The organism is Bradyrhizobium sp. AZCC 1577 (genome assembly GCF_036924575.1).
In the GTDB taxonomy this organism is placed as follows: Bacteria; Pseudomonadota; Alphaproteobacteria; order Rhizobiales; family Xanthobacteraceae; genus Bradyrhizobium.
On sequence record NZ_JAZHRQ010000001.1, the window covers coordinates 6,367,868 to 6,389,851 of the forward strand.

Annotated in this window: 18 protein-coding genes and 1 pseudogene; 7 read left to right on the forward strand and 12 right to left on the reverse strand. The window is 59.6% G+C overall.

The genetic code is table 11. The features are described from left to right. Positions 1-46: 46 nt before the first annotated feature. Complete coding sequence (locus V1278_RS30065; protein WP_334383218.1) at positions 47-1,018, forward strand: tripartite tricarboxylate transporter substrate-binding protein; 972 nt, start codon at positions 47-49, stop codon at positions 1,016-1,018. A 94-nt stretch (positions 1,019-1,112) separates the two neighbouring features. Here the strand turns inward: V1278_RS30065 and V1278_RS30070 are convergent, their stop codons facing one another. From V1278_RS30070 to V1278_RS30080, 3 genes are all read right to left on the reverse strand, one after another. Continuing rightward, complete coding sequence (locus V1278_RS30070; protein ID WP_334383219.1) at positions 1,113-1,625, reverse strand: hypothetical protein; 513 nt, start codon at positions 1,623-1,625, stop codon at positions 1,113-1,115. A gap of 537 nt (positions 1,626-2,162) precedes the next feature. After that, positions 2,163-2,411: a hypothetical protein gene (locus V1278_RS30075; protein ID WP_334383220.1), complete on the reverse strand. Its 249-nt coding sequence runs from the start codon at positions 2,409-2,411 to the stop codon at positions 2,163-2,165. Continuing rightward, positions 2,395-3,060 (reverse strand): LysR family transcriptional regulator, encoded by a 666-nt coding sequence (locus tag V1278_RS30080; RefSeq protein WP_334383221.1) that lies wholly within the window; start codon positions 3,058-3,060, stop codon positions 2,395-2,397. Before V1278_RS30080 ends, V1278_RS30075 begins: the two co-directional genes overlap by 17 nt. 94 nt (positions 3,061-3,154) lie before the next feature. Between V1278_RS30080 and V1278_RS30085 the strand changes: the two genes are divergently transcribed. The 5 genes from V1278_RS30085 to V1278_RS30105 all read left to right on the forward strand — a co-directional run bounded on the left by V1278_RS30085 (position 3,155) and on the right by V1278_RS30105 (position 8,395). After that, positions 3,155-3,871, forward strand: coding sequence for an HD domain-containing protein (locus V1278_RS30085; protein ID WP_334383222.1), 717 nt, complete (start codon positions 3,155-3,157; stop codon positions 3,869-3,871). Next, on the forward strand, positions 3,837-4,820 hold the full coding sequence (locus tag V1278_RS30090) for a Bug family tripartite tricarboxylate transporter substrate binding protein (protein ID WP_334383223.1): 984 nt from the start codon (positions 3,837-3,839) through the stop codon (positions 4,818-4,820). The genes V1278_RS30085 and V1278_RS30090 overlap by 35 nt, the downstream gene beginning before the upstream one ends. A 106-nt stretch (positions 4,821-4,926) precedes the next feature. Then, positions 4,927-6,204 (forward strand): lipase family protein, encoded by a 1,278-nt coding sequence (locus tag V1278_RS30095; RefSeq protein WP_334383224.1) that lies wholly within the window; start codon positions 4,927-4,929, stop codon positions 6,202-6,204. A 22-nt stretch (positions 6,205-6,226) separates the two neighbouring features. Continuing rightward, on the forward strand, positions 6,227-7,216 hold the full coding sequence (locus tag V1278_RS30100; protein ID WP_334383226.1) for a Bug family tripartite tricarboxylate transporter substrate binding protein: 990 nt from the start codon (positions 6,227-6,229) through the stop codon (positions 7,214-7,216). A 33-nt stretch (positions 7,217-7,249) separates the two neighbouring features. Beyond that, positions 7,250-8,395, forward strand: coding sequence for a mandelate racemase/muconate lactonizing enzyme family protein (locus tag V1278_RS30105; protein WP_334383227.1), 1,146 nt, complete (start codon positions 7,250-7,252; stop codon positions 8,393-8,395). A 357-nt stretch (positions 8,396-8,752) separates the two neighbouring features. Here the strand turns inward: V1278_RS30105 and V1278_RS30110 are convergent, their stop codons facing one another. From V1278_RS30110 to V1278_RS30125, 4 genes are all read right to left on the reverse strand, one after another. Further along, positions 8,753-9,724 carry a Bug family tripartite tricarboxylate transporter substrate binding protein gene (locus tag V1278_RS30110; RefSeq protein ID WP_334383229.1) on the reverse strand — a complete coding sequence of 324 codons (972 nt, stop codon included), beginning with the start codon at positions 9,722-9,724 and terminating at the stop codon, positions 8,753-8,755. Positions 9,725-9,879: 155 nt separating this feature from the next. Further along, on the reverse strand, positions 9,880-10,386 hold the full coding sequence (locus V1278_RS30115) for an aromatic-ring-hydroxylating dioxygenase subunit beta (protein WP_334383230.1): 507 nt from the start codon (positions 10,384-10,386) through the stop codon (positions 9,880-9,882). Between the two features lie 10 nt (positions 10,387-10,396). Further along, positions 10,397-11,662, reverse strand: coding sequence for an SRPBCC family protein (locus tag V1278_RS30120; RefSeq protein WP_334383231.1), 1,266 nt, complete (start codon positions 11,660-11,662; stop codon positions 10,397-10,399). A 122-nt stretch (positions 11,663-11,784) separates the two neighbouring features. Beyond that, positions 11,785-12,687 (reverse strand): LysR substrate-binding domain-containing protein, encoded by a 903-nt coding sequence (locus tag V1278_RS30125; protein WP_334364288.1) that lies wholly within the window; start codon positions 12,685-12,687, stop codon positions 11,785-11,787. Between the two features lie 389 nt (positions 12,688-13,076). Here V1278_RS30125 and V1278_RS30130 point away from each other — a divergent pair, with 389 nt between their 5' ends. Continuing rightward, on the forward strand, positions 13,077-14,099 hold the full coding sequence (locus V1278_RS30130) for a fumarylacetoacetate hydrolase family protein (RefSeq protein WP_334364289.1): 1,023 nt from the start codon (positions 13,077-13,079) through the stop codon (positions 14,097-14,099). 148 nt (positions 14,100-14,247) lie between these two features. Here V1278_RS30130 and V1278_RS30135 read toward each other — a convergent pair. The 5 genes and pseudogenes from V1278_RS30135 to V1278_RS30155 form a co-directional block, all read right to left on the reverse strand. Then, positions 14,248-14,861: pseudogene (locus V1278_RS30135) on the reverse strand (TetR/AcrR family transcriptional regulator). A 294-nt stretch (positions 14,862-15,155) separates the two neighbouring features. Beyond that, positions 15,156-17,372, reverse strand: a complete 2,217-nt coding sequence (locus V1278_RS30140; protein ID WP_334383233.1) for a 3-hydroxyacyl-CoA dehydrogenase NAD-binding domain-containing protein — start codon at positions 17,370-17,372, stop codon at positions 15,156-15,158. Between the two features lie 120 nt (positions 17,373-17,492). Next, a complete protein-coding gene (locus V1278_RS30145) occupies positions 17,493-18,701 on the reverse strand; it encodes an acetyl-CoA C-acetyltransferase (RefSeq protein ID WP_334383234.1) in 1,209 nt (402 codons plus the stop codon). Between the two features lie 391 nt (positions 18,702-19,092). Further along, positions 19,093-20,262, reverse strand: a complete 1,170-nt coding sequence (locus V1278_RS30150; protein ID WP_334383235.1) for an ABC transporter substrate-binding protein — start codon at positions 20,260-20,262, stop codon at positions 19,093-19,095. Positions 20,263-20,369: 107 nt separating this feature from the next. Beyond that, positions 20,370-21,932 carry a class I adenylate-forming enzyme family protein gene (locus V1278_RS30155; RefSeq protein WP_334383236.1) on the reverse strand — a complete coding sequence of 521 codons (1,563 nt, stop codon included), beginning with the start codon at positions 21,930-21,932 and terminating at the stop codon, positions 20,370-20,372. Positions 21,933-21,984 lie beyond the last annotated feature (52 nt).

Genomic DNA, 21,984 nt, shown 5'->3' on the forward strand with positions numbered 1-21,984 from the left:
CCCGGCCAAGGCTTCTCGACAGACGGACGGCAGATAGGAAATTGCAATGAAGTTCTTCAAAACGATGTTGCTGTTGCTGTTGTCGTTGCAGGCGCCGCCGGCTTTCGCACAGGAATACCCGAACCGGCCGATCACCCTTGTCGTTCCGTTCTCGGCCGGCGGACCCGGCGACGTGATCGCGCGACTGCTTGGAACATCGATGAGCGCGACGCTGAAGCAGTCGATTGTCATCGAGAACGTCGTGGGCGCCGGCGGCACGCTCGGCACCAATCGCGTGGCCAAGGCAGCGCCGGACGGATACACGCTGCTGCTGATGCATGTCGGCCAGGCCACCGCACCGGCGCTCTATGCCAAGCTGCCGTTCGATCCGATTGGCGATTTCGCGCCGATCGGTCTCGTCACTGATGTTCCGATGCTTCTGGTGGCGCGAGCGAATTTTCCAGCAAAGGACCTGAAGGAACTTGTTGCCTATGTGCGTGCCCAAGGCGACAAAGTCACCTATGGCAATGTGGGCCTCGGCTCCGCCTCGCATCTTTGCGGGCTGATGTTCATGAACGCGATCGATGCAAAGCTCACCCCGATCTACTACAAGGGCGGCGGACCGGCGCTCAACGACATCATCGCCGGTCACATCGACGTCTATTGCGATCCTGCAACCGGACCGACGCCCCATATCCAGGCCGGCACCATTCCGGGTTATGCGATTACCAGCAAGAAACGGGCGGCGACCCTGCCGAACGTGCCGACCTCGGCAGAGGCCGGTGTACCGGCGTTCGACGTTACCACCTGGTACGGAATGTATGCGCCGCGCAACACGCCCAAGCCCATCGTGGATGCGCTGGTCGCCGCCTTGCAAAAGGCGCTCAAGGATCCGCCGCTGGTCAACCGCTTCGCCGAGCTGAGCATGACGCCGGTCGAGCAGGAGCAGGCCACGCCGGCGGCGCTCGATGCCTTCCTTCGGGCAGAAACTGCCAAATGGTCGCGCATCATCAAGCAAGCAGGTATTGAGCCCCAATGACCCAACTCCCTTCAGCCTTCAATCGCAGAGTAGGCCGGCTCATCACGCAAAACGGCTAGGCCGCATCGCAAAGACATTGGCGCCCTATCGCGCGTCATCGAGAACTACTGGGCGGGGCGCCGAGGATGCGAAGCAAATTGGGATCGTTCTGCAGGGTGTGAGCGCCAATCCCGAGGCCCCCGAGCGCGTAGACGCCGATTGCAATCCCGCCGACGGCCCAATATCCCGTGGCGATTCCGCCGGCCCCGAGGCCCAGCGCCAGCGCCATTCCACCAACGCACACGATGCCGAGGCTGATGCCGCCGAACGCCACCAAGCCCATCGCCACCCCACCAAATGCGGCGAAACCGACCGCGATATTACCCACCGCAATGATGCCGCGGGCAGGCCTGAAGCCGACAAGCCACGTCGGGCCGAGCATGACGTGGATGAGCGGCAGACCGAGCAGAATTGTCTGTGACTTGTATTCATAGAAGTACGGCGGCCGTCCTGCCCACGCACCGCTCGCCGCGGAACTTCGTTCCTGCAAAGGCCTGCCGCATTCGGGACAGGCCGTCGCCTGTCCGCTGATCTCCCGGCCACAATCCGCGCACCGTACCAAAGTCATCTTGGCATCTCCCGCATTCCTGATGTGCAGGTTCGCCCCATTTCTCAAATCGGAGCTGAATCAGTTCCACATATGAACGGCGATAAGCCAGCCCGTGCGTTCGCGCGCGAATATGTTCAGCCAGTTGCCCTTGTAAGGACCGCCGCCGCCGAGTCCCCGAAGTGCCCAGCGGCCCGACGCGACCAGAGAGGCATCCTTCGCGAACACGTCACCAAGATCGACGACATAGTCGCGAAAGCCTTGCGCACGGATATCGGCGAAGAACGCGCAGATCGCCTCCGCGCCGACGACGGGTCAATCGTCCGGGCGGCACGATCCGGGCGTCCGGGGTGTAGAAGCGGGCCAGATCGGCGACCTTGCCTGAGTTGAATGTGTGAGCCCACTCATCGACGAGGGCTTGCGTCTGTTGCTGCATGATTGACGATTTCTCCCTCATCTGTGTGCGAAATCATCGGGCGCCACGGCCTGCTGCTGTGCTACGCCAAGCAGAGGCCAGCGATGCAATCACTTCCGTCAACCAGATGAGACTCTGCTTCGTTACAAGCCGCTCTCGGCTGTCACCTTCTGAACGACGCTGGCAAACTCCTCCACCAGACGTGAAGCCGGCCGCTTTGTGCCTTTCAGCAGGCGCGCGACGCTTTGCAGGCTCGGTGCGAATGGACGCGTGATGAGATCATGGGCTCGCGCACTGAGCAAGCCGAGGCCGTCCAGGATCGCGATCCCGGCGCCGGCACGCACCAATTCGCAGGCGATATTCGACTGCGAGGCCTCAATGGCGATGCGCAAGCGAACAATTGGCCTCGGCAAAGGCAATCACAATCGCGGCTCCGATCGACAGATGCGGGCCCGGACAGATCACCGGCTCGTCGGCCAGATCGAGCGCGCTCAGGGCAGCCTTGGCCGCAAGCCGGTGACCGGCTGGCAGCACGCAGCCGAGTTCGGTCGTGCAGAGAATGGTGCTGTCGAGGGACGGATGCCCGATCGGGCCGACGGTCAGGCCAAGATCGGCGCGCCCCTGGGCGACACGGGTAACGACCTCCGGCCCCGTCAGTGTTTGAATGACAACAGAGACGTCCGGCCGCTCGGCGCGGAAGCGCTGGACCGCTTGCGGCACAATGGTGTGACCGAACCCGGTCACGGTCGCGACCGTCAGGAGCCCCGCCTGGCCGTCGCGAAGCTCGACCGCCAGCCGCTGGGTGTGCTCGATCGCCGCGAACACGTTCACGACTTCTGCGAAAAGCGTCTGCGCCTCGGTCGTCGGCTTCAGCCGTTTCTTCTCGCGCTCGAACAACCTGAAACCGAGACGTTCCTCCGCCTGTTGCAGCATACGGCTGACCGCCGGTTGGGAAATGTTCAGGGCGGCGGCCGCGTTCGTCACCGAGCCCGACTGCATCACGCATCGGAACACGTCCATCTCCCGCACGCTGATCGGCATATATAACCCCAGAGCATGAACTATGACCAAATTGGCATTTGAAACTATGTTTCGGGCGACGGCAACATCCGGGTGAGACGAATGATGGTTGCCCATGTATTTCCTTGACCGACGCCGACCCCGCCCCGTCACCGACGCGCTGCGCGCAACGGTGCTCGAGGATCTCCCGGAACTTGCGCAGATTCGTAGCGACGAACTGCGCCGCAAGGCGATCGAAGCCTGGGCCTATGCGCTGGCGGAAACGGATTTTCCGCGCGTCACCGCCATTCCGGGAGAGGCGACGCCCGGCGTCTTCGCGCTGAAGCGCGGCAGCCAGGCGGTACATCTGCGCAGCGTGGCCCGGATCGCGATAGCGATCGCCGACGAGTTTGCGCAGGAATTCCCTGAAGCCAGGGTCGACCGCGACATCGTGCTGGCAGGTGCGTTGCTGCACGATGTCGGCAAGGCCTGGGAATTCGATCCCACGAACCGCAGGCGATGGGAAGCGGACAAATCGCAGGCCGGTTCGCCCGCGCTGCGCCATCCAGTCTACGGCGCCCACGTTTGCATCGCAGTCGGGCTGCCCGAGGAGATCGCGCACATCGCGCTCGGCCATTCCTACGAGGGCGACCTGATGCAGCGCAGCCTCGAGTGCGTGATCGTCCATCGTGCCGACCACATGTGGTGGTCGATTGCGGGCGGTTTCGGCCTGCTAAGGGCGGAAACGGCGGGCATGCTCGAAAGCCGAAAAATAACGCCGCGCGGCTTGCGAACGGCGAAGAACAGGGAGGGACAGGATGACAACGGCGAAAGGGCTGACGCGGCGAGCTAGCCTTGGCCTGCTCGGCGCACTCGCAACCCCGTGGCTGGCCCGCGCTCAGAGCGATTACCCCAACCGCATCATCAAGCTGATCGTGCCCTATGCAGCCGGCGGGAGCAGCGACGTTGTCGCGCGCTTCATCGCGGAGCGCATGCGCGACCGGCTGGGGCAGCCGATCGTCATCGAGAACCGCCCGGGCGCGGGCGCGATTGTTGGATCGCAATTCGTCGCGAAGTCAGCATCCGACGGCTACACGCTGCTGCTCGGCGGCGTATCCACCCATGCGGTGAACCCGCATCTGCGCAAGCTCGCGCCCTATGACGGGATCAACGAGTTCACTTCGCTGGGGCTGATCGGCACCGGACCTCTGGTGGTCTCGGTCAATCCGGGCGTCCCGGTCAACAACCTGCAGGAACTCATCGCCTACGGCAAGGCGAACCCGACCAAGCTCGCCTACGGTTCGGCAACGGGCGTCATTCTGCATCTCGCCGGCGAGCTGTTGAAGAACATGGCGGGCTTCGAGATGCTGCACGTTCCCTATAGCGGCAACGGACCGGCGCTGACCGATGTGCTCGGCGGACGGCTGCAGGTGATGGTCGACGCCGTCAGCAACTCGGCACCCTACATCGCCGACGGAAAATTGCGGGCCCTCGTCGTCCCGTCGCGGCAGCGTACGCCGCTGCTGCCGGACGTGCCGAGTTCGGCCGAGGCAGGCTTGCCCAACTATCAGGTCGAGACATGGTTCGCGCTCTACGGCCCGGCAGCCATGCCGGACGGCGTCGTCGCCAAGATCAACACCGCACTCAATGCCGTGCTGCAGGAGCCCGACGCGGTCGGCCAGTTCGCCAAGGTCAGCCTCGACCCGCGTCCGACGAGCCCGGCTCAAGCCGCTGCGCTGCTCAAGACGGAATCGGACAAGTGGGGAGATGTCGTCCGCCGGATCGGACTACAGGTGGAATAGCTCCCAATCGACAGGGTGTAGGGTTTGGCGCCGCAGCGAGCAACGCGACGACGCACAAAAGGAGCGCAGCCTCACGAGCTGCGCCAAAGGCGGAGGAACACAAGCAATGAAAGCACTCGCGAGAATCGGCGTCATGGCACTAGCTGTCTGCGCCTCGCCTCATCCGGGCGCGTTGTACGCCACAGCCGGCTCACTTCCCCAGGGGCCTATCGTTGGTGACCAGGACTTGTCGCCGTTCTACCGCTGGACCGGCACTTTGCCCGAGAAGCCGGGTCTCATGCTGCGCGAAGAGCCGATACCCGATCAGCCTGAGATCGTTGCGGCCGCGACGGCCAGGAGAATCCTCTACACTTCGACGGATGCAAGATGGCGGTCCGGCATCATTCCGGTCAGCGGCACGCTCTATCTTCCGAAGCGGACCGCGCCCCAAGGTGGATGGCCGCTCGTCGCCTGGGCGCACGGCACGCTCGGCGTCTCCGACAGATGCGCCCCCTCCTGGAGCAGGCATCGGCCCCGCGACGGCGCGTACATCAACAATTGGCTGGAACAGGGCTTTGCTGTCGTCGCTACCGACTACCAGGGTCTCGGCGGCCCCGGTCCGCATCCCTATCTCAATTGGGAAGCAGAAGGACGTTCTGTGCTCGATGCCGCAAGAGCGGCGCTCGATCATTCGAACGGGCAGATCGCCAACGCCATCATCATTACGGGTCAGTCGCAGGGCTCCGGCGCCTCGCTCGGCGCAACACGTCTCGCGCCTTCCTATGCGCCCGACCTCAATATCAAGGCATCGATCGCGACCGGCATCGTTTCCCGGTTTCCCGACGCGACCAAGAAGGCTTCAAGCGAACAGACTTTGGCGCGTTCATCTCCGCCGCAATACACCATTCTCATGATGGTCGCAGGTGCTCTCGGCGACGACACCATAAAACCGGACGACCTCGTCACTGAAATGGCGAAGCCGTTGCTGCAGGCGGCCCGAGAGGGATGTACTGCAGAGCTTGGACAAATCGTTCGCAGCAACAGTCTGACCATAGCGAACAGCCTGAAAGATCCAGAGATCGCGGATCGTCTAGGCGCTGTCATAGAAATGAGTCCGGTTCGCATGCCGGTGCCGGTCTTTCTCGCTACAGGTCTGGCCGACAAGCTGATCCCGCCGCAACGCCAATATGCTGCGGTTGCAGCACTCTGCGCTGCCAACAGCAATGTGGTTTGGAAGACCTATGCCGGCGTGACCCACAACGGAACGGTCCATGCAGCCTACTCCGACGAACTTGCATTCGTTCAGGCCGCCCTGGCTGGAAGCCCGATCCAGTCCAATTGCGATTCGATTTCCGATCCGGGATCGGCGGGAGAGCCCTCACCCGGTTTCAAGTTCAACGATTGATGCCCGGCCACGGAGAAGAACAATGCGCTCATTGACGCGAAGAACCATCGTCGGCTCAGGACTAGCGGCTGCGCTCTCTGTTTCGCCGTTGCTGCGGCGAGCCGAAGCACAAAGTTACCCGCAACGGCCCGTAAAGATCATCGTTCCCTATGCTGCGGGAGGCGCCTCCGACATCATTGCGCGCCTGATTGCACCGGAACTCGAGCGTGCCTTGGGCCAGCCCTTCATCGTCGATAATCGTGGCGGTGGCGCGAGCATGGTGGGCACGCAGGCGATCGCGGCCGCCTCTGCCGAGGGCGAGACCATCGGTGTTGTCGATAGCGCGTTCGTCATCAATCCCGGCCTGTTTCGCACCAAGCTTCCCTACAACACCAAAAAGGACTTTGCGCCGATCTCGCTCCTGGCGACCTCCCCTCTCGTTCTCGTCGTGCATCCTTCTGTGGCCGCGAACAGCCTGCAGGAATTTATCGCGCTCGCCAAAGCTCAACCGGGCAAGATCAACTTCGCCTCGGCCGGGCTTGGAACCGCCATTCATCTGGCCGGAGAACAACTGCGACAAGCCACCGAGATCGACATTCTTCATGTGCCGTATCGCGGAGGCGGTCCGGCCATCACCGATCTGATTGGTGGCCAGGTACAAATGACGTTCGCCACCGTCGCAGCGATTGCACAGCAGGTGCGTCAGGGCCTGGTTCGCGCGCTGGCAGTTACGGGAGGCGACCGCGTCGCACAGTTGCCCGACGTACCCACAATGGCAGAGGCCGGTTTGCCGGCCGTCGACGCCATGCCGATCTTTGGCATGGTCGGTCCGGCGGCGCTGCCGCCCCCCATCATCGATAAACTTGGCGAGGTCGCCGGCAAGGCCTTCAGGGGCGAGCCACTCCGGTCCAAAGTGGCGGAACTTGGTTTTGTTTCTGTTGGCAGTTCGCCGTCGGAGTTTGCAGCGCGCATCGATGACGAAGTCGCAAAATGGACCCGTATCGTCGAGAAGGGAAATATTCAGCCGGGCTGACCTCTGCCCCTCACATGCCCCCAGTGAGCTGTCATGAAAATCACCGAAATCCGTGGCTTCAATCTTAGCTTCCCGCTAGCCGAGCCGATGGGAAACGCGCTCAACCTGTTCCGGAAGCGGGACGCGTTGCTTGTCCAGATATGCACCGATAGCGGCCTCTCCGGCTGGGGCGAGGCTGGCAATTCCCCTCACGCCGCCGGCGCCTTTATCCGCGCCCGGCTGGCCGGACTCATCCTGGGGAAATCGCCCGCCGAGTATGGCCGCCACTTTCAATCGATGTGCGCTTCCGTCGGGTACGATCGGCGTGGCGCAGCGATGATGGCGATATCGGCGATCGACATCGCCTTGCACGACCTTGTCGCGCAAATGCATGGAATCAGTGTAGCGACGCTGTTGGGCGGCGCGATACGCGACGAGGTGTTTGCTTATGCAAGCGGACCATTTGTGCGAACGCAGCCCGATCCCTACCGGGAATATCAGCGCGATGTCGACCAATATCTTTCGCTGAACTTCAAGGCCATCAAACCCCGGGGCGGTGTTGAGCCGAGAGCCGATGGCATCATGGCAAATGCGCTCCGGAGGCAGGTGGGCCCCGACATCGGCATCATGGTCGACATCAACCAGGGCTATACGGCAGCGGCCGCCATCCGCGCGGCAAAGTTCATGGAAGGTGCCGACCTGCTCTGGATTGAAGAGCCGGTTCAGCCGGAAGACATCCCGGGCTATCAATCCTTTGCGCGCGCCACTGCGGTCGCAACGGCTGGAGGAGAAGCGCTCGGAAGCGTGCGTGCCTTTCGCGATTTTCTCGCTGCAGGCACCTTCGATATTCTTCAACCCGACCTTTCGATATGCGGAGGCTACAGCGGCTTTCGCCAAATTTGGGCGCTCGCGCAAGCCTATGACCTGCCCATCATGCCCCACGTGTTCGGCACGACTGTGAACTTCCACGCCTCGCTTCAAATGTCGGCGGTGCTTGAACCGCGCCGCGGCGGAGCTTGCGCCGCGTATCCATTTGTGGAGTGCGACATGATGGACAACCCGCTTCTGCGCCTTGCCGGCACACCGTCCGTCAGCCGGCATGGGATGCTCGCGATACCGGAAGGCTCTGGGACGGGACTGGACTTGCAGCCCGAACGGCTCGAGCCATGGATCACAGGCTGTTGGTCAGAGCATCTTTAGGAAACGATGATCGACCTGGACCTCTATGCGCACAATTGCGAGCAACTCCCGGGAACTGCTCGCATCCAAGATTGGGTGAGGCGAGCGGCGGCGGCTCCGAGGGGACGGCTCAACCGGACCCCATGATCAATTTTGCAGAACTTGCCCCACAGATCTGGGGGAAGACCAGGCTATTCATTCTCTGGCAGGACAATCGTGAAGATTGGCCGCATGATGCCAATGGCTGATTATGTCATTCGAGCTGCATAGACCGCCTCTCGTTCTTTAGCAGCTTCGACAGACCTCAGTCCATTCGTGTGGAGCGTAAAACACTTTTGGCCGAAAACATCGACATCGGGTACGGTGAACCTGCGGCGCCTACTCTATGATCTGCGTGCCAGAGCTCTTGATAACGTCTCCCCATTTTTCATTTTCTTGTTTCATGAACCGTCCGAAATCCGGACCGAACACTGTACCTACTTCCGCGCCCGTCACTTCGAAGCTCTTTCGCAAGCTCGGGCTCGACATGACCCGCTCAATGTCAGCGGTCACTTTGGATACGATATCGGTTGGCGTCCTCGCCGGCGCCAACACCCCGAACCAGGAAGATGCCTCGAAACCAACCAATCCCGCCTCCTCAAATGTCGGCACATCCGGAAGTGAGTTCAATCGCTTAGGGCTCGCAACGGCCAACGCGCGCACGGTACCGGCCTGAACCTGTGGGATGACGGTGGGCAAGTTGTCGAACAGAATGGGGACGTGGCCTGCGACAAGATCATTCATGGCCGGCGCCGCGCCACGATACGGCACATGTCTTAGTTTGACGCCTGTCATCTTCTTGAATAATTCGGCTGACAGATGGTGCGTCGATCCAATTCCGGACGAAGCGTAATTGAGCTCTTCGGTTCCGTTTCTCGCCAGCTCCAAAAGCTCGCTCAGCGTTGAAGCCGGCAACTTCGGATTGACTATCAAAACGATTGGAACAGTTGCCAGCAGGGCGACAGGTGTGAAGTCCCTCGCCGGATCAAACGGCAGCTTCTTGTAGAGCGATGGATTTATGACAATTGGACCGGGCGAACTGACGAGATAGGTGTATCCATCTGCCGGCTCGGTCGCTGCCGCCTGGGTTCCGATATTTCCGCCCCCGCCAGGTTTGTTCTCTATAACGACGGGTTGTTGCCATATCTCACCAAGTGCTTGCGCCAGGATGCGCGCTGCCGCGTCGTTCGAACCGCCCGCAGGATTCGGAACGATGAGTCGGACAGTCCGCGTCGGAAACATCTCGGCTCGAGCGGCGCTCACCTGAAGTACGAGGGCAACGGCAAGCAAACACAGAACCAGTCTTCTCACGGCCATTCCTCCCGTTGCCTGGTCGATTTGCTCCGCGAGTTGAACCCGCCGGGCTCTTTCCGAGAACGCGACTTCGCATCTTCAAGTCAGCCGCCAGGGCAAACCTTCACACTTCCCCAGTGTCCAACGCGTGACATCGCCGAAAACAACAATGCCTATAGTGGTACAACGAGCAGGATATCGACATTTCGCGAATCCAGGACAACGACACGCTCCTTGAACTTGAGCGAACTGCCTTCCTTTTGAATCACATCGAGATACTTTCCGGTGGCATACAGATCCATCCGGCCGGTCTCCATGATGCGAATGACCTGGAAGTTGGAACGCGCCGTCACGCAACCGGTCGCCTTGTCGTACGACATGGTCGGATAGCCGATGATGTGATTGTAGGTATGCGGTTCGAAGATATTGGCGGTATGGAACGCCTTGACCCGATCAATCATCATTCCGCGACCGACACACCGCATGATTCCGATCGGCAGGCCAGCCTCGTGATTTTCTTTGGTCGTGATGAGATAGATGCCGTTCGGCGTGAAGAACTGCGGCCAAAGATCGATGTCGCCATCGTCCATGGCATGGCCGTATGAGGCAATCAGTTCCGCAGCTTCACGGTATTGGTCACCGCCGGATTGCGCGACCGGCTTTTCGATGGCGCTGGGCATGGCTTGCTCCTCAGAATCCCATGATGCCGCGGTAACCCTGCCAGAAACCGCGAACGGCAGTTTCAGTCGCACGAGAGTTCTTCTCGGATTCGGCGACCCGGCCCCCCATTTCCATGAAAGATGAGCATTCCGGATCGTTGCGGGTGCCGCGCTGGACGAATTCGTTGATGCAACCGTCCTCGAGCGAGACCAGACCTGCCGCACCCGTCAGATTGCTCTGCATGATGCGCATTTGCGATTGTTCTTCGGTATCGCGATCATAGCCGAGGTAAATCCAGAACAGCTCGGTCTTGTCGACTCCCTTTGGCGCAAAGAAACGGATGGCAAGCGAATTCAGTGTGAACTGAATGCACATGTTGGGAAAGACGGTCTGGATGCTGTGGGTGATGCCATCGTCGAATTCCTCCCAAGCCTCCAGCAGGCCCGGCCCCTCGAGGGCGGATTCATAATTGGCCGAATGGACCTTGGCCTCGGAATACTCGGCCGCCTCTTGCAGCTTGGCGCGGCGCGCGAAGCTCAAATGGTGCCACTTCTCATCGGACAGGATGATACCGCCGTCCATGTCCAGACGGTTCACCTTGAAGGTCGTATAGAAGGTGTGGAGCAGGGTTGCGTGATATGAGTCCCGCAGATTCTCGGCATATAGCTTCCAGTTATTGTGAATCGTCTGGCTGTGCGTGCCGAGGACACGAAGCGGGCGATCAAAATTTCGCTTGATGAACTGCGCCATATCGGGACCGAGATAGGTTTCGACGTCCTCGACCTCGTCGGAAAATGTTCCGAAGATAATTCCGCAGAAGTTTTCGATGCGGATCGGCTGAAGGCGATGCTTGGCGACATCGAAATCGCTCGGCATCCCGCCCTGTCCGCGTATCCCGTTACGAAACGCGACGCCCTTTAACTTGCCATCGAGGCCGTAATTCCAGGCATGATAGACGCAGGTAAGGCTCGCGACATTGTCCTGCTTCTTGAGGCACACCAGCGCGCCCTTATGGGCGCAGCGGTTGACCATCCCATGGACCTCGCCCTCATGATCTCTGGTCACGATGACAGGCGTTTCGCCGATCACTGTTGTGCGATAGTCGCCCGCCTTCGGGATTTCGACGTCGAGACAAAGATAATTCCAGCAACGCCCCCTGAAAATCCTCTCCTGCTCCAGCTTGTAGATTTCCGGATCGGTAAAGAGACGATAGGGCGCGCGCGCGATGCCTTCGGCGGGCCACTTGAAATCCGGTGCTTTGGCGGCAGCAGAACTCGGGTGGGGTGTCGATAGCATCTCGTTATTCTCCCTTGTCTCGCCGGATTTTAGAGGCTTTCAAAAGAGACTACCGAGCCGCGCGACATAATCGCCAATAATCATTTGGGCTAAATAAATAAGTAAATCGTATCAGTGGCGGTTCACGGCGGCGCTGGACGCGCCGACCTCTTCAACTGATCGACAAACGCGATGACCGCCGGCGCCCGCTCTGACTTGCGATAGACCATCGCCAGATCGGAGTGCTGATTGATCTTTGCCAACGGCCGGTAGACCACGTCGGCAATTTGCAGATGCCGAAGCGAGTCCGGCACGAACGCCACGCCGAGACCGCCGGCGACGAGCCCTGCTAAAGCGGTGAATTGTCCCGCGCGCTGCGTTATTTGCGGCGACAATCCGCCAGCGGCACATATCTGGGCAACCTGCGCGTTGAAGCCGCTTCCCTCCTGGATCTGGACCGCAACGAACGGCTCAGACTTCAACGCTTCCAGCGTCACCGTCTTTTGCCGCGCGAGCCGGTGTCCGCGCGGTATCGCCAATATGATCGGCTCACGGTGCAGCGACACGATCGCGACGTCGGGCGGCAGTGATTTCACCGGAAGACGCAGGATGCCGAGATCAAGCCGGCCACTGCTGACGTCGTCCAATTGCTGGACGATCCCGATCTCGTTCAGACGAAACTCCACGAGAGGATTGTCTTCGCGAAACCGGGAAATTGCTTTCGATAAAACACCGGTGAAGATGGCAGAACCCACATATCCAATTTCGATGTGCCCTAGTTCGCCGCGCCCTGCCTGACGCGCCACCAGCGCGGTCTTTTCAGCTTGCTGAAGGGTCCTGATCGCCTCGTTCAGCGTGACCCGGCCAGCGACCGTGAGTTTGACCGACCTTTTCGTCCGGTGGAAGAGTTCGACGCCGAGTTCGCGCTCGAGTGCCCGAATTTGCTGCGTGAGTGCCGGCTGCGCGATCCCGAGACGCTCGGCGGCCTTTCCAAAGTGCAATTCCTCCGCCAGAACGGACATGTACTTCAAGCGACGCAATTCCATTCTCAGCCTCCATGGCAGCCTCGACGCCCGGATGCAGCGTCGACCGACCATGCCCATTCGTTGCTGAATAACCCATAATCGAATTAGCCGCAGGGCATCGTGATAAGTCTATCTTATTTATTCTCTTGGCGGGCTTATTGGAGCCGCGCCGACCTCCCGTCCTATGATGACTCTAGACCATTGCGGCGGCAGTTCGGGTCAACAACAGGGTGGCTGCAGGGAAACAAATGACGGGGGAATTCCAGGGCTAATGGCGGGCTCGACCTTGTTCCGGGCGGCAAGGCAACTACTGCCGATCCTTCGCTTCTGCGGATTTATGAGGCCCCAAACGGCCGACGCCGAAATTACAAATCGCATCACGAACAACCACGCCCCTTAGGAGAAATAACATGCAGTCACGTCGGAAACTGATGAAGGCCGGCCTTGCCGCGGCCGCCTTGGCCGCCACTAACGTCACGGTGCACGGCGCGCAGGACAAGAAGTCGCGCAGTAGCGCGAGCGGCGAACTACCTCGCCAGCTCACTGTGTTATCGATCCGCCAGGAGGATGGGCAAGAGACCATTGGAGTGAAGACCCAGGCTGGCGTGCTCGACGTGGCCGCCGCGTCGAAGCTCCTCGGGTTTTCGCCACCTCTCACTCTTGAGGACCTCCTCACTAACGGCGGAAATGCGGAGCTAAAGGCTCTGGTGGAAGCCGCCCTCAAGTCGCCAGAGGCAAAAAGCGCCTTCAAAGACGAGTCGAAGATCAAATTCGGGCGTCTACTCACCAATCCGGGAAAAATTATCTGCCTGGGTCTGAACTACCGGGAACACGTGGAGGAAACGGGTCAGAAACTGCCTTCCGAACCTATCCTCTTCAACAAATACAACAATACGCTCGCACCGCATATGACGACGATCAAGCTTTATCCCCGCGACGTCTGCTACAAGTTCGACTACGAAACCGAGCTGGTGGTGGTGATGGGCCGAAGGGCAAGCAATGTCTCTGTCGACGAAGCCCTCTCCTATGTCGCAGGATACGCTGTCGGTCACGATTTTACGTCGAGAGATCTGCAGCTTGAGAAAGCTGGCGGTCAGTGGATGCTCGGCAAAACGCTCGACGGCTTCGCCCCGATTGGCCCCTATTTTGTTTCCGCCGACCAGATCGATCCCAACAATTTAGATCTCGAGACCCGCGTGAACGGTGAGGTACGCCAATTGTCCAATACGAGCAAATTCATTTTCAATCCCCAGAAGGTTATCGCCTACACGTCGCGGCTCTTCGCTCTCGAACCCGGCGACATCATCTTCACCGGCACGCCAGCCGGCTGCATCATAGGGTATCCCAAAGAGAAGCAGGTTTGGTTGAAGGCAGGCGATAGGATCGAAAGCACGATTCAAGGACTTGGGACACTCTCCTTCGATCTCGCTTGAAGCGTAAACCGCAGCGCACGCAAAGAGCCAGGCAATTGCATGGTGCCGCACCATCAATTCGCATTTCCAGTTCCTCCGTCGAGTCCTCATGCATGCGCATCAACAATCGACTCAGTCCGGAACCACAGGCCTGAAGACGATAGGCTGCTTAGTCAGACTTGCCGAGAGCTTTCAGGATAAAGCGAATCTGGTCGCGCAGGCCTGCTTCGGTATCTTCGCCGTGTTGAACGCAGTGCTCGATCAGAATCGGATGGAAGAACGGCATGACGCGGACTTGACCGCTCGCGCGGCTCTCGCGGCATCTTCGACCTCGAACTCGCCCGCTTCGATGCCCTCGCGTATGATCGTCTCGAAGATGGCCACGATCCGTTCGGTGTGCGTCCGAATGATCGCCCAGTTCTCCTGCATGGCGGCGACAATGAGGTCGTGCATGTGCTTTTCCTCGACCAGCGTCATCTTGTTGTGGCGGTGAACGGCGGTCAGCAGCCGGTCGAATTTCTCCATGGCAGGCGCGTTCGTGCGTGCGATCGCGAAGGCAATGTCAGCAACCTCGTTCAAGACACGCCCGCAGATCGACTCGTTGATCGCATCCCTGGAGGGAAAGAAACGGTAGACATTCGCCGGACTCATGCCGAGTTCAGAGGCGATGTCGGCCATCGACGTCTTGTGGTAACCGATGCGGCGAAAGTGCTCCTCAGCCAACTCCAGGATGCGCGCACGCGCCTCGTGTGGTTCAGTTCCCGTTCGGACCGGACGATTCATGCACGTCTCCAGAACTGTAAGATCAAAGCCTTTGCCGAAATCTGACTATCAGTTCTGATTTAGTACTTTACTAATCTCAGGAAAATAGCGATGGCGGAAGCGGCGATCGTGGCCGATCTGCGGGGGCTCCTGCTGATGGTCCTCGTTGCGGCCGGGCCCTGAGCCGACGCGGGACAACAGGTAGATTCGGTCAAGTCCATGGAATGGAAATTCCATGGACCGGGCGCCGGAGGGAAAACCGTTTTCGCGGTTGCCCGGCCGCAAGCGGGGAAAGGTCAGGTCGCGGACGCCTCGTTATGCCGCAGCCGCCTTCTTCGGCGGGAAGCGGCCGTAAAACGTTTCGTTCTTAGCGGCCATGTCGATCAAGAGCTTCGGTGGCGTGAACCGCGAACCGTACTTCTTCTCCAGCTTCAGGCACTGTTCGACGAACTTCTTCGTACCCATAAAGTCGATGTAGGACAGCGTGCCGCCGGTGAATGGCGGGAAGCCGAATCCGAGGATCGAGCCGACATCGGCCTCCCGCGGATCGGTGATGACATCATCCTCCACGGTGCGCGCGGCTTCCACCGCCTGAACCACGAGAAACCGCTGCTTCAATTCCTCGACATCGAGCGTATCCGGATCGAGATGCTTCGGCTGCAGCGTGGTCAGCTCCGGCCATAGCTTCTTCTGCCCCTTGCCTTTCTCGGGATAATCATAAAAGCCCTTGCCGTTCTTGCGGCCGAGACGTCCACGCTTTTCCACCAGTTCGACCAGCAGCTTCTTATGATCCTGATTGATTGCCTGCGTACCGATATCGGCTTCGGTGGCCCTCAAAATCTTCAGCCCCAAATCGAGGGCGGTTTCATCATTGAGCGAGAGCGGCCCGACTGGCATGCCGGCCATCTTCGCGGTGTTCTCGATCATCGCCGGCGGAACGCCTTCCAGCAGCATCTCGTAACCTGCGAAGAGGAAGAGCATCACGCAGCGGTTGGCGAAGAAGCCGCGCGAGTCGTTAACGACTATCGGCGTTTTCTTGATCTTGCGGACGTAGTCGAGCGCGGTGGCCAGCGCCATGTCGCCGGTGTTCTTGCCGACAATGATTTCTGAGAGCATCATCTTCTCGACCGGCGAGAAAAAGTGAATGCCGATGAACTTCGACTGATCCTTCCACTCCTCGGCCAGCGAATTGATCGGCAGCGTTGAGGTGTTGGTCGCAAAGATCGCGCCTTCCTTCAAAAGCGGCTGCGCTTTAGCGTAAGTCTCTGCCTTGACCTTGCGATCCTCGAACACTGCCTCGATCACGAGGTCGCAATCGCTAATCGCATTGTAATCGGCGGTGGCGGTAATGCGCGACAGGATCGCTTCACCGTCGGCCCGTTTCATGCGGCCCTTGGAGACCGCCGCATCGATGTTAGCCTTGGAGTGGCCCTTGCCCTTGTCGGCGGCATCATGGTCGCGATCAATCAGCACCACGTCAATGCCGGCTTGCGCCGACACGAAACCGACGCTCGCGCCCATGAAGCCCGCGCCGATGACGGCGATCCTATTGACCTTGATAGGCGGCACATTCGGTGGACGGCGCGCGCCCTTGTTGAGCTCCTGCATCGACATGAAGAGAGAGCGGATCATCGCCGCCGCTTCGTTCGACCGCAGGATCTTCGAGAAGTAGCGCGACTCGACGCGCAACGCCGTATCCATCGGCAACTGCAGGCCTTCATAGACGCATTGCAAGATAGCTCGCGCGCCCGGATAGTTATCGTAAGTTTCGCGGCGCAGCATCGCGGCCGCCGGCTGGAAGAACTGTGCGCCCGCTTTCGAGTAGACCGGACCGCCAGGCAGCTTGAAACCCTTCTCATCCCAGGGCGCGACCGCTTTGCCGCCGGCCTTGATCCAGTCCTTAGCTCTCTGAATCAGATCCGCCGCCGGCACCACCTCGCCGATTATACCCCGATCTTGGGCCTTCTTGAGATCGATGGCCTCACCCTTGAACAGCATCTGCACAGCATCGATCGTCGGCATCATGCGCGGCAGCCGCTGCGTGCCGCCGCCGCCCGGGAAAATTCCAACCTTGACCTCAGGCAGGCCAACGCGGGTTTTCGGGTTATCGGACGCGATGCGGTAGTGACAGGCAAGCGTCAGCTCGAAACCGCCGCCGAGCGCCGTACCGTTGATCGCAGCAACCCACGGCTTGCCGCCCACCTCGATGTTCCGGAACGATTGGGACAGCTTGCGGGCCTCGTCGAATACATATTTGTTCGCCACTTCCTCGCCTTGCGAACTCAGCATCTCCGCGTAGGTCCGATTCATGCGCTCGAGCATCGTCAAATCCGCGCCCGCGCAGAACGCGTCCTTGCCCGATGTGATGGCGACACCTTTGACGGCGGCGTCCGACGTCATCTGCTCGATGATGGCGGCAAGCTCGGCTCCAGACGTCTCATCGATAACGTTCATCGATTTGCCAGGGATATCCCACGTCACCAGTGCGATGCCGTCGGCATCGGTTTCAACATTGAAGTTCTCGTAGGCCATGTGATCGTTCCAATTCCTCGCCGCCCATCCCAATTACCTCGCCGCTCGCGAGGCACTCTAAGGATGGCATGATAAGATTTTTCGCTTGCGTCCCCCTCCCCTTGCGGAGTGAGTTACAACTCAAACCCGTTCGATAATGGTTGCAGTGCCCATGCCGCCACCGATGCACAGCGTGACAAGGGCGGTCGATTTGCCGGTACGCTCCAGTTCGTCGAGCACGGTGCCGAGGATCATCGCGCCGGTCGCGCCGAGCGGATGGCTCATCGCGATCGCGCCGCCGTTGACGTTGATCTTGTCGTTGTCGATCTCGAACGCCTGGATGTAGCGCAGGACCACCGAAGCGAATGCCTCGTTAAGTTCGAATAGATCGATATCCTTGAGCTTCATGCCGGAACGCTCCAGCACTTTCCTTGTGACGTCGACCGGACCTGTCAGCATCATTGCAGGCTCGGAACCGATGTTGGCGAAAGCCCGGATCTTCGCACGCGGCTTGAGGCCGCGCTTCTTTCCGGCTTTCGCACTGCCGACCAGAACAGCGCTCGCCCCGTCGACGATGCCCGACGAGTTTCCGGCGTGGTGGACGTAGTTCACGGCCTCGATTTCAGGATGTGACTGCACGGCCACCGCATCGAAGCCACCCATCGCGCCCATGGCAGCGAACGATGGCTGCAATTGCCCGAGCGACTGCATCGTTGTCGAAGGACGCATATGCTCGTCCTTGTCGAGAATGGTGATGCCGTTGATGTCCTTCACCGGAATCACGGAATTCTTGAAGCGGCCTTCGTCCCAGGCCTTGGCGGCGCGCTGCTGGCTCTGCACGGCGTATGCGTCGACGTCCTCGCGCGAAAAGCCATACTTCGTTGCGATCAAGTCCGCCGCCACGCCCTGCGGCATCGAATAAGTCGGTACCGCCATGGACGGATCCATCGGCCACGCGGCACCAGATGACAAGATGCCGACACGGCTCATGGATTCCGCCCCACCGCCGATGGTGAGTTCGTGCTGCCCGGACATCACCTGCGCAGCGGCGAAGTTCACGGCATCGAGACCAGATGCACAGAAGCGATTGATCTGAATACCGGGTACGGACGTATCGAAGCCGGCATTCAGGGCAGCAAAGCGTGCTATATCGCCACCAGCCTCACCAACGGGATCGACTACGCCGAACACCACATCGTCGATGCCGTTAGCTTCAAGGTTGTTGCGCTCTTTCAGCGCCTTCAGCGGCGCGCTCGCAAGCGCGAGCGCTGTCACTTCGTGCAGCGAGCCGTCGGCCTTGCCGCGCCCGCGCGGCGTGCGCACGTGATCGTAGATAAATGCATCAGCCATTTGGTCTCTCCTTCGATCGCTCCCAGAACATTCGGCATTAGCCATATCGTGGGACGTGAGCCGGTTCTTCCCACGCCACTTCTTTGATGCATGCGGCCGACGTAGACTCTTCGTTGCTCATCAGTTCCAAGTGGACGCGCTTCAAACCCGATACGGTTCATCTCAATTACATTTGTCTAGCGACTATGAATTTACAAGTCTGTTGTGAAACGATTTCAGTTGAGAGGTCCAGCAGTACAATTGGACAAGCGATGCAGCTGGTTTGCGCGTCGGCGTTCAGCGGTACGCTTCGGCTTTGCGCTGGCCCATTCCGGCTATGCTCGGCGCGCAGTTGTGCCAGGAGGCGCCACTGTATTGCACCCGTTGGCTAAACCCGGCTTTCCGTCCCTGCTCACTCCGAGGAGGCATCGAGCACCGCGCTGAAAAGGTCCCAACGCGTGCCGGTCCAGCGCTGTAGCCTCATTTGCGTGTAGTTCATGTTGATCTTGTCGCTGGTATTGATGCTGACGCCAGGCAGCAGCGTTGGCAGTGCCACGTTCTTCAGGCTCTTCGCCTGCTTGATGATGTTCTCGCGGGAGAGATCGTTCCCGCACTGTTTGATCAGATGTTCGAGCAGCATGGCTTGCGTATAACCGAACAGGATATTGGTGTCGGCGATATCGACGCCGGGCATGTACTTGTCGATGAAGGTCCGATAGCTCTTCATCCCCTCGGTATTGGTCCACTGCGTGTCGGTCGGATCCATCATGTTCGTGCCGACCATCACCCCGATCGCCCTTTCAAGGCCTGCCGGCCTCAGGGTCGCGCCAACCGAAAACGACGGGTAGTTCAGCAAGATCGCCGGCTTCCAGCCAATCTCGGCAGCCCTGCGAATGGCTTGCGCCGCGAATTTTGGCGTTCCCGCCAGCAGCAGGGCCTCGGCCCCTGAACTCTTCAAGTTCACGATGTGAGAATCCACTGTCGGATCGCTGATCTCATAGGAGATGGCGGTGACCTTCTTGTCGAAATCGCCTTTAAGCATCGCCTTGAAGGCGTTGACGTAATCTTTGCCGAGATCATCGTTCTGATAGAGGATGGCATACTTGGCATTTGGCAGCGTCTTGGTCAGGAATTTGGCGTAGATCTTTCCCTCGGTATCGAAACTGACCAGGCTGGTCGTCGTCAGCGGAAAATCCGCCACATTCGTGAACTTGTTCGACCCGCTGGCGATAGCTATGGTCGGCACGCGTTTCGACATCAGATACTTTGCCACCGCCGTGTTGCCCGGGGTACCAAGCTGACCAAAGATGAAGGCGACCTCATCACCTTCGACGAGCTTGCGCACCTGCTCCACGGTCTTGGGCGGACTGTAAGCATCGTCGTAGGCAATGTAGTTTATTTTCCGGCCGTTTATTCCGCCGCGGTCGTTGACCGACTGGACATAAGCAAGAATGGCTTGACCGATGACTCCGTACGGCGAGGCAGGTCCGCTGAAAGGAAAGACTCCCCCAACCTTGATCTCAGACGGCGTCACCCCCGGAGCATCAGCGGCATACGCGGTTGACCCCAGCGCCAACAGCATCAGTGCGAAAGCAGGCTTGACAACTTTGAACATGGCGTCATTCCCCTGAAGTGAAACTACCTTTCTTCTGAAACCTCGCGCTGGTGCATGAGGGCCGACAAGCTTGACTAGGAAGCGCGAAGTGCCCGCCTCGACAACTCAAGCCGCTCGCGAACCATCGCTCGAACCAGGTCCTTACGTACCTTGCCGAAGCTGTTGCGGGGCAGCGTCTCGAGGCAGATGACTTCACGCGGCCGCTTGTAGCTCGCCAGCGAGGAGCAGCTTTTTACGATCTCATCAAGGTTGACGACGGCATCCGTAGCCGTGACGATCGCGGCAACAACAATCTCGCCCCACTTTTCGTCGGGGGCCCCGACAACCGCGACTTCCCGGATCGAGGGATGGTCGATCAATACCAACTCAACCTCGGCGCAATAAATGTTCTCGCCGCCGGAAATTATCATGTCCTTCTTGCGGTCCTTGATCGCAAGGTATCCGTCAGTGTCGATAACGCCAACGTCACCGCTTCGATACCAGGCAGTTCCGTTCAAACTGATGATCGCTTCGCGCGTCGCCTGCTCATCATTCAAATAATGAGAGAACCCCGTCGGTCCGCTGATAAGAATTTCCCCTACTTCACCATTCGGAAGAATCCCGCGCTTCTCATCATGAATGACTATCTGCGTACCCGGCGCTGGCAGCCCGGCAGTGCCGGGCTTCTTGGTCAGCATCGCTGGCGGGCATTTTGAAACGAACAACATCTCCGTAATGCCGTAGGCGTTTGTCACCCCATTTGGCAGCTTGAATCGTTCCTGGATGCGTTCCGCAAGCACCGGCGGCAGAGGCGCCGAAGCAGAGATCCAGTGCGTGAGGTGTGGTAAGGTCTTGTTCTCGACGGATTGCTCATGGACAAGCTGCCAGGCCATCGTGGGAACGATGAAAGCGAGCTGGATCCTGTACTTCTCCAAGCTCTCCAAGGTTTGAGCCGCGTCGAACCTCTTGAACAGAAAATTTGTTCCACCGCACATGACAACCGGCAATGCAAAGTTTTCCATCGCTCCGCGATGAAAGAGAGGAGCGACCGCCAGCGATCTCACTTCTTCGGGGAAGCCGCATGTAATGGCGGAGAGCATCGCGGAGGCAACCGCAGATCGATGCTTTACCACTGCACCCTTTGGTCGACCTGTCGTGCCCGAGGTGAACCAGATGCCGCTATCGGCGTCGGCGCTAACGGTCGGGAACTGTAGGATGTCATCAGCATCGCCACGCAACGCGTCGGTGAAAGCAAGCAGGCCAGGCCGAGCCTCTGCCCCGGCCACGATTTGAAGGATCGAGAGGTTGGAGATCGAAATCGCTTTCGATGCCAGCTCGGCGAGATCCCGGTCGACGACGATCGCTTTGCACTCCGCCGCTGCAAGCTGATACGACAGTTCCTCGGGAGTCAGACGGAAATTCAGAGAAACGGTCAGCGCACCGAGCCGCGCGATCGCGAAGTAGGATAGAAGTAGCTCGCGCTGATTCCAGAGCAAATAAGCCACTCTGTCGCCCGCTGTGATTCCGCGCCTCTGCAGGCCAGCAGCAAGACGATCCACGGTCGCGTCAAATTCGAAATAGCTCAGGGAGCCGACCTCATCGACAATCGCGATCCTTTGTGGCAACGCACGCGACGTCGTGCGAAGGATGTCGGACACGGAAATAGCTCGATCGAGCACAACGACCCTCCCTGTCTGTTCGGTTCATGGC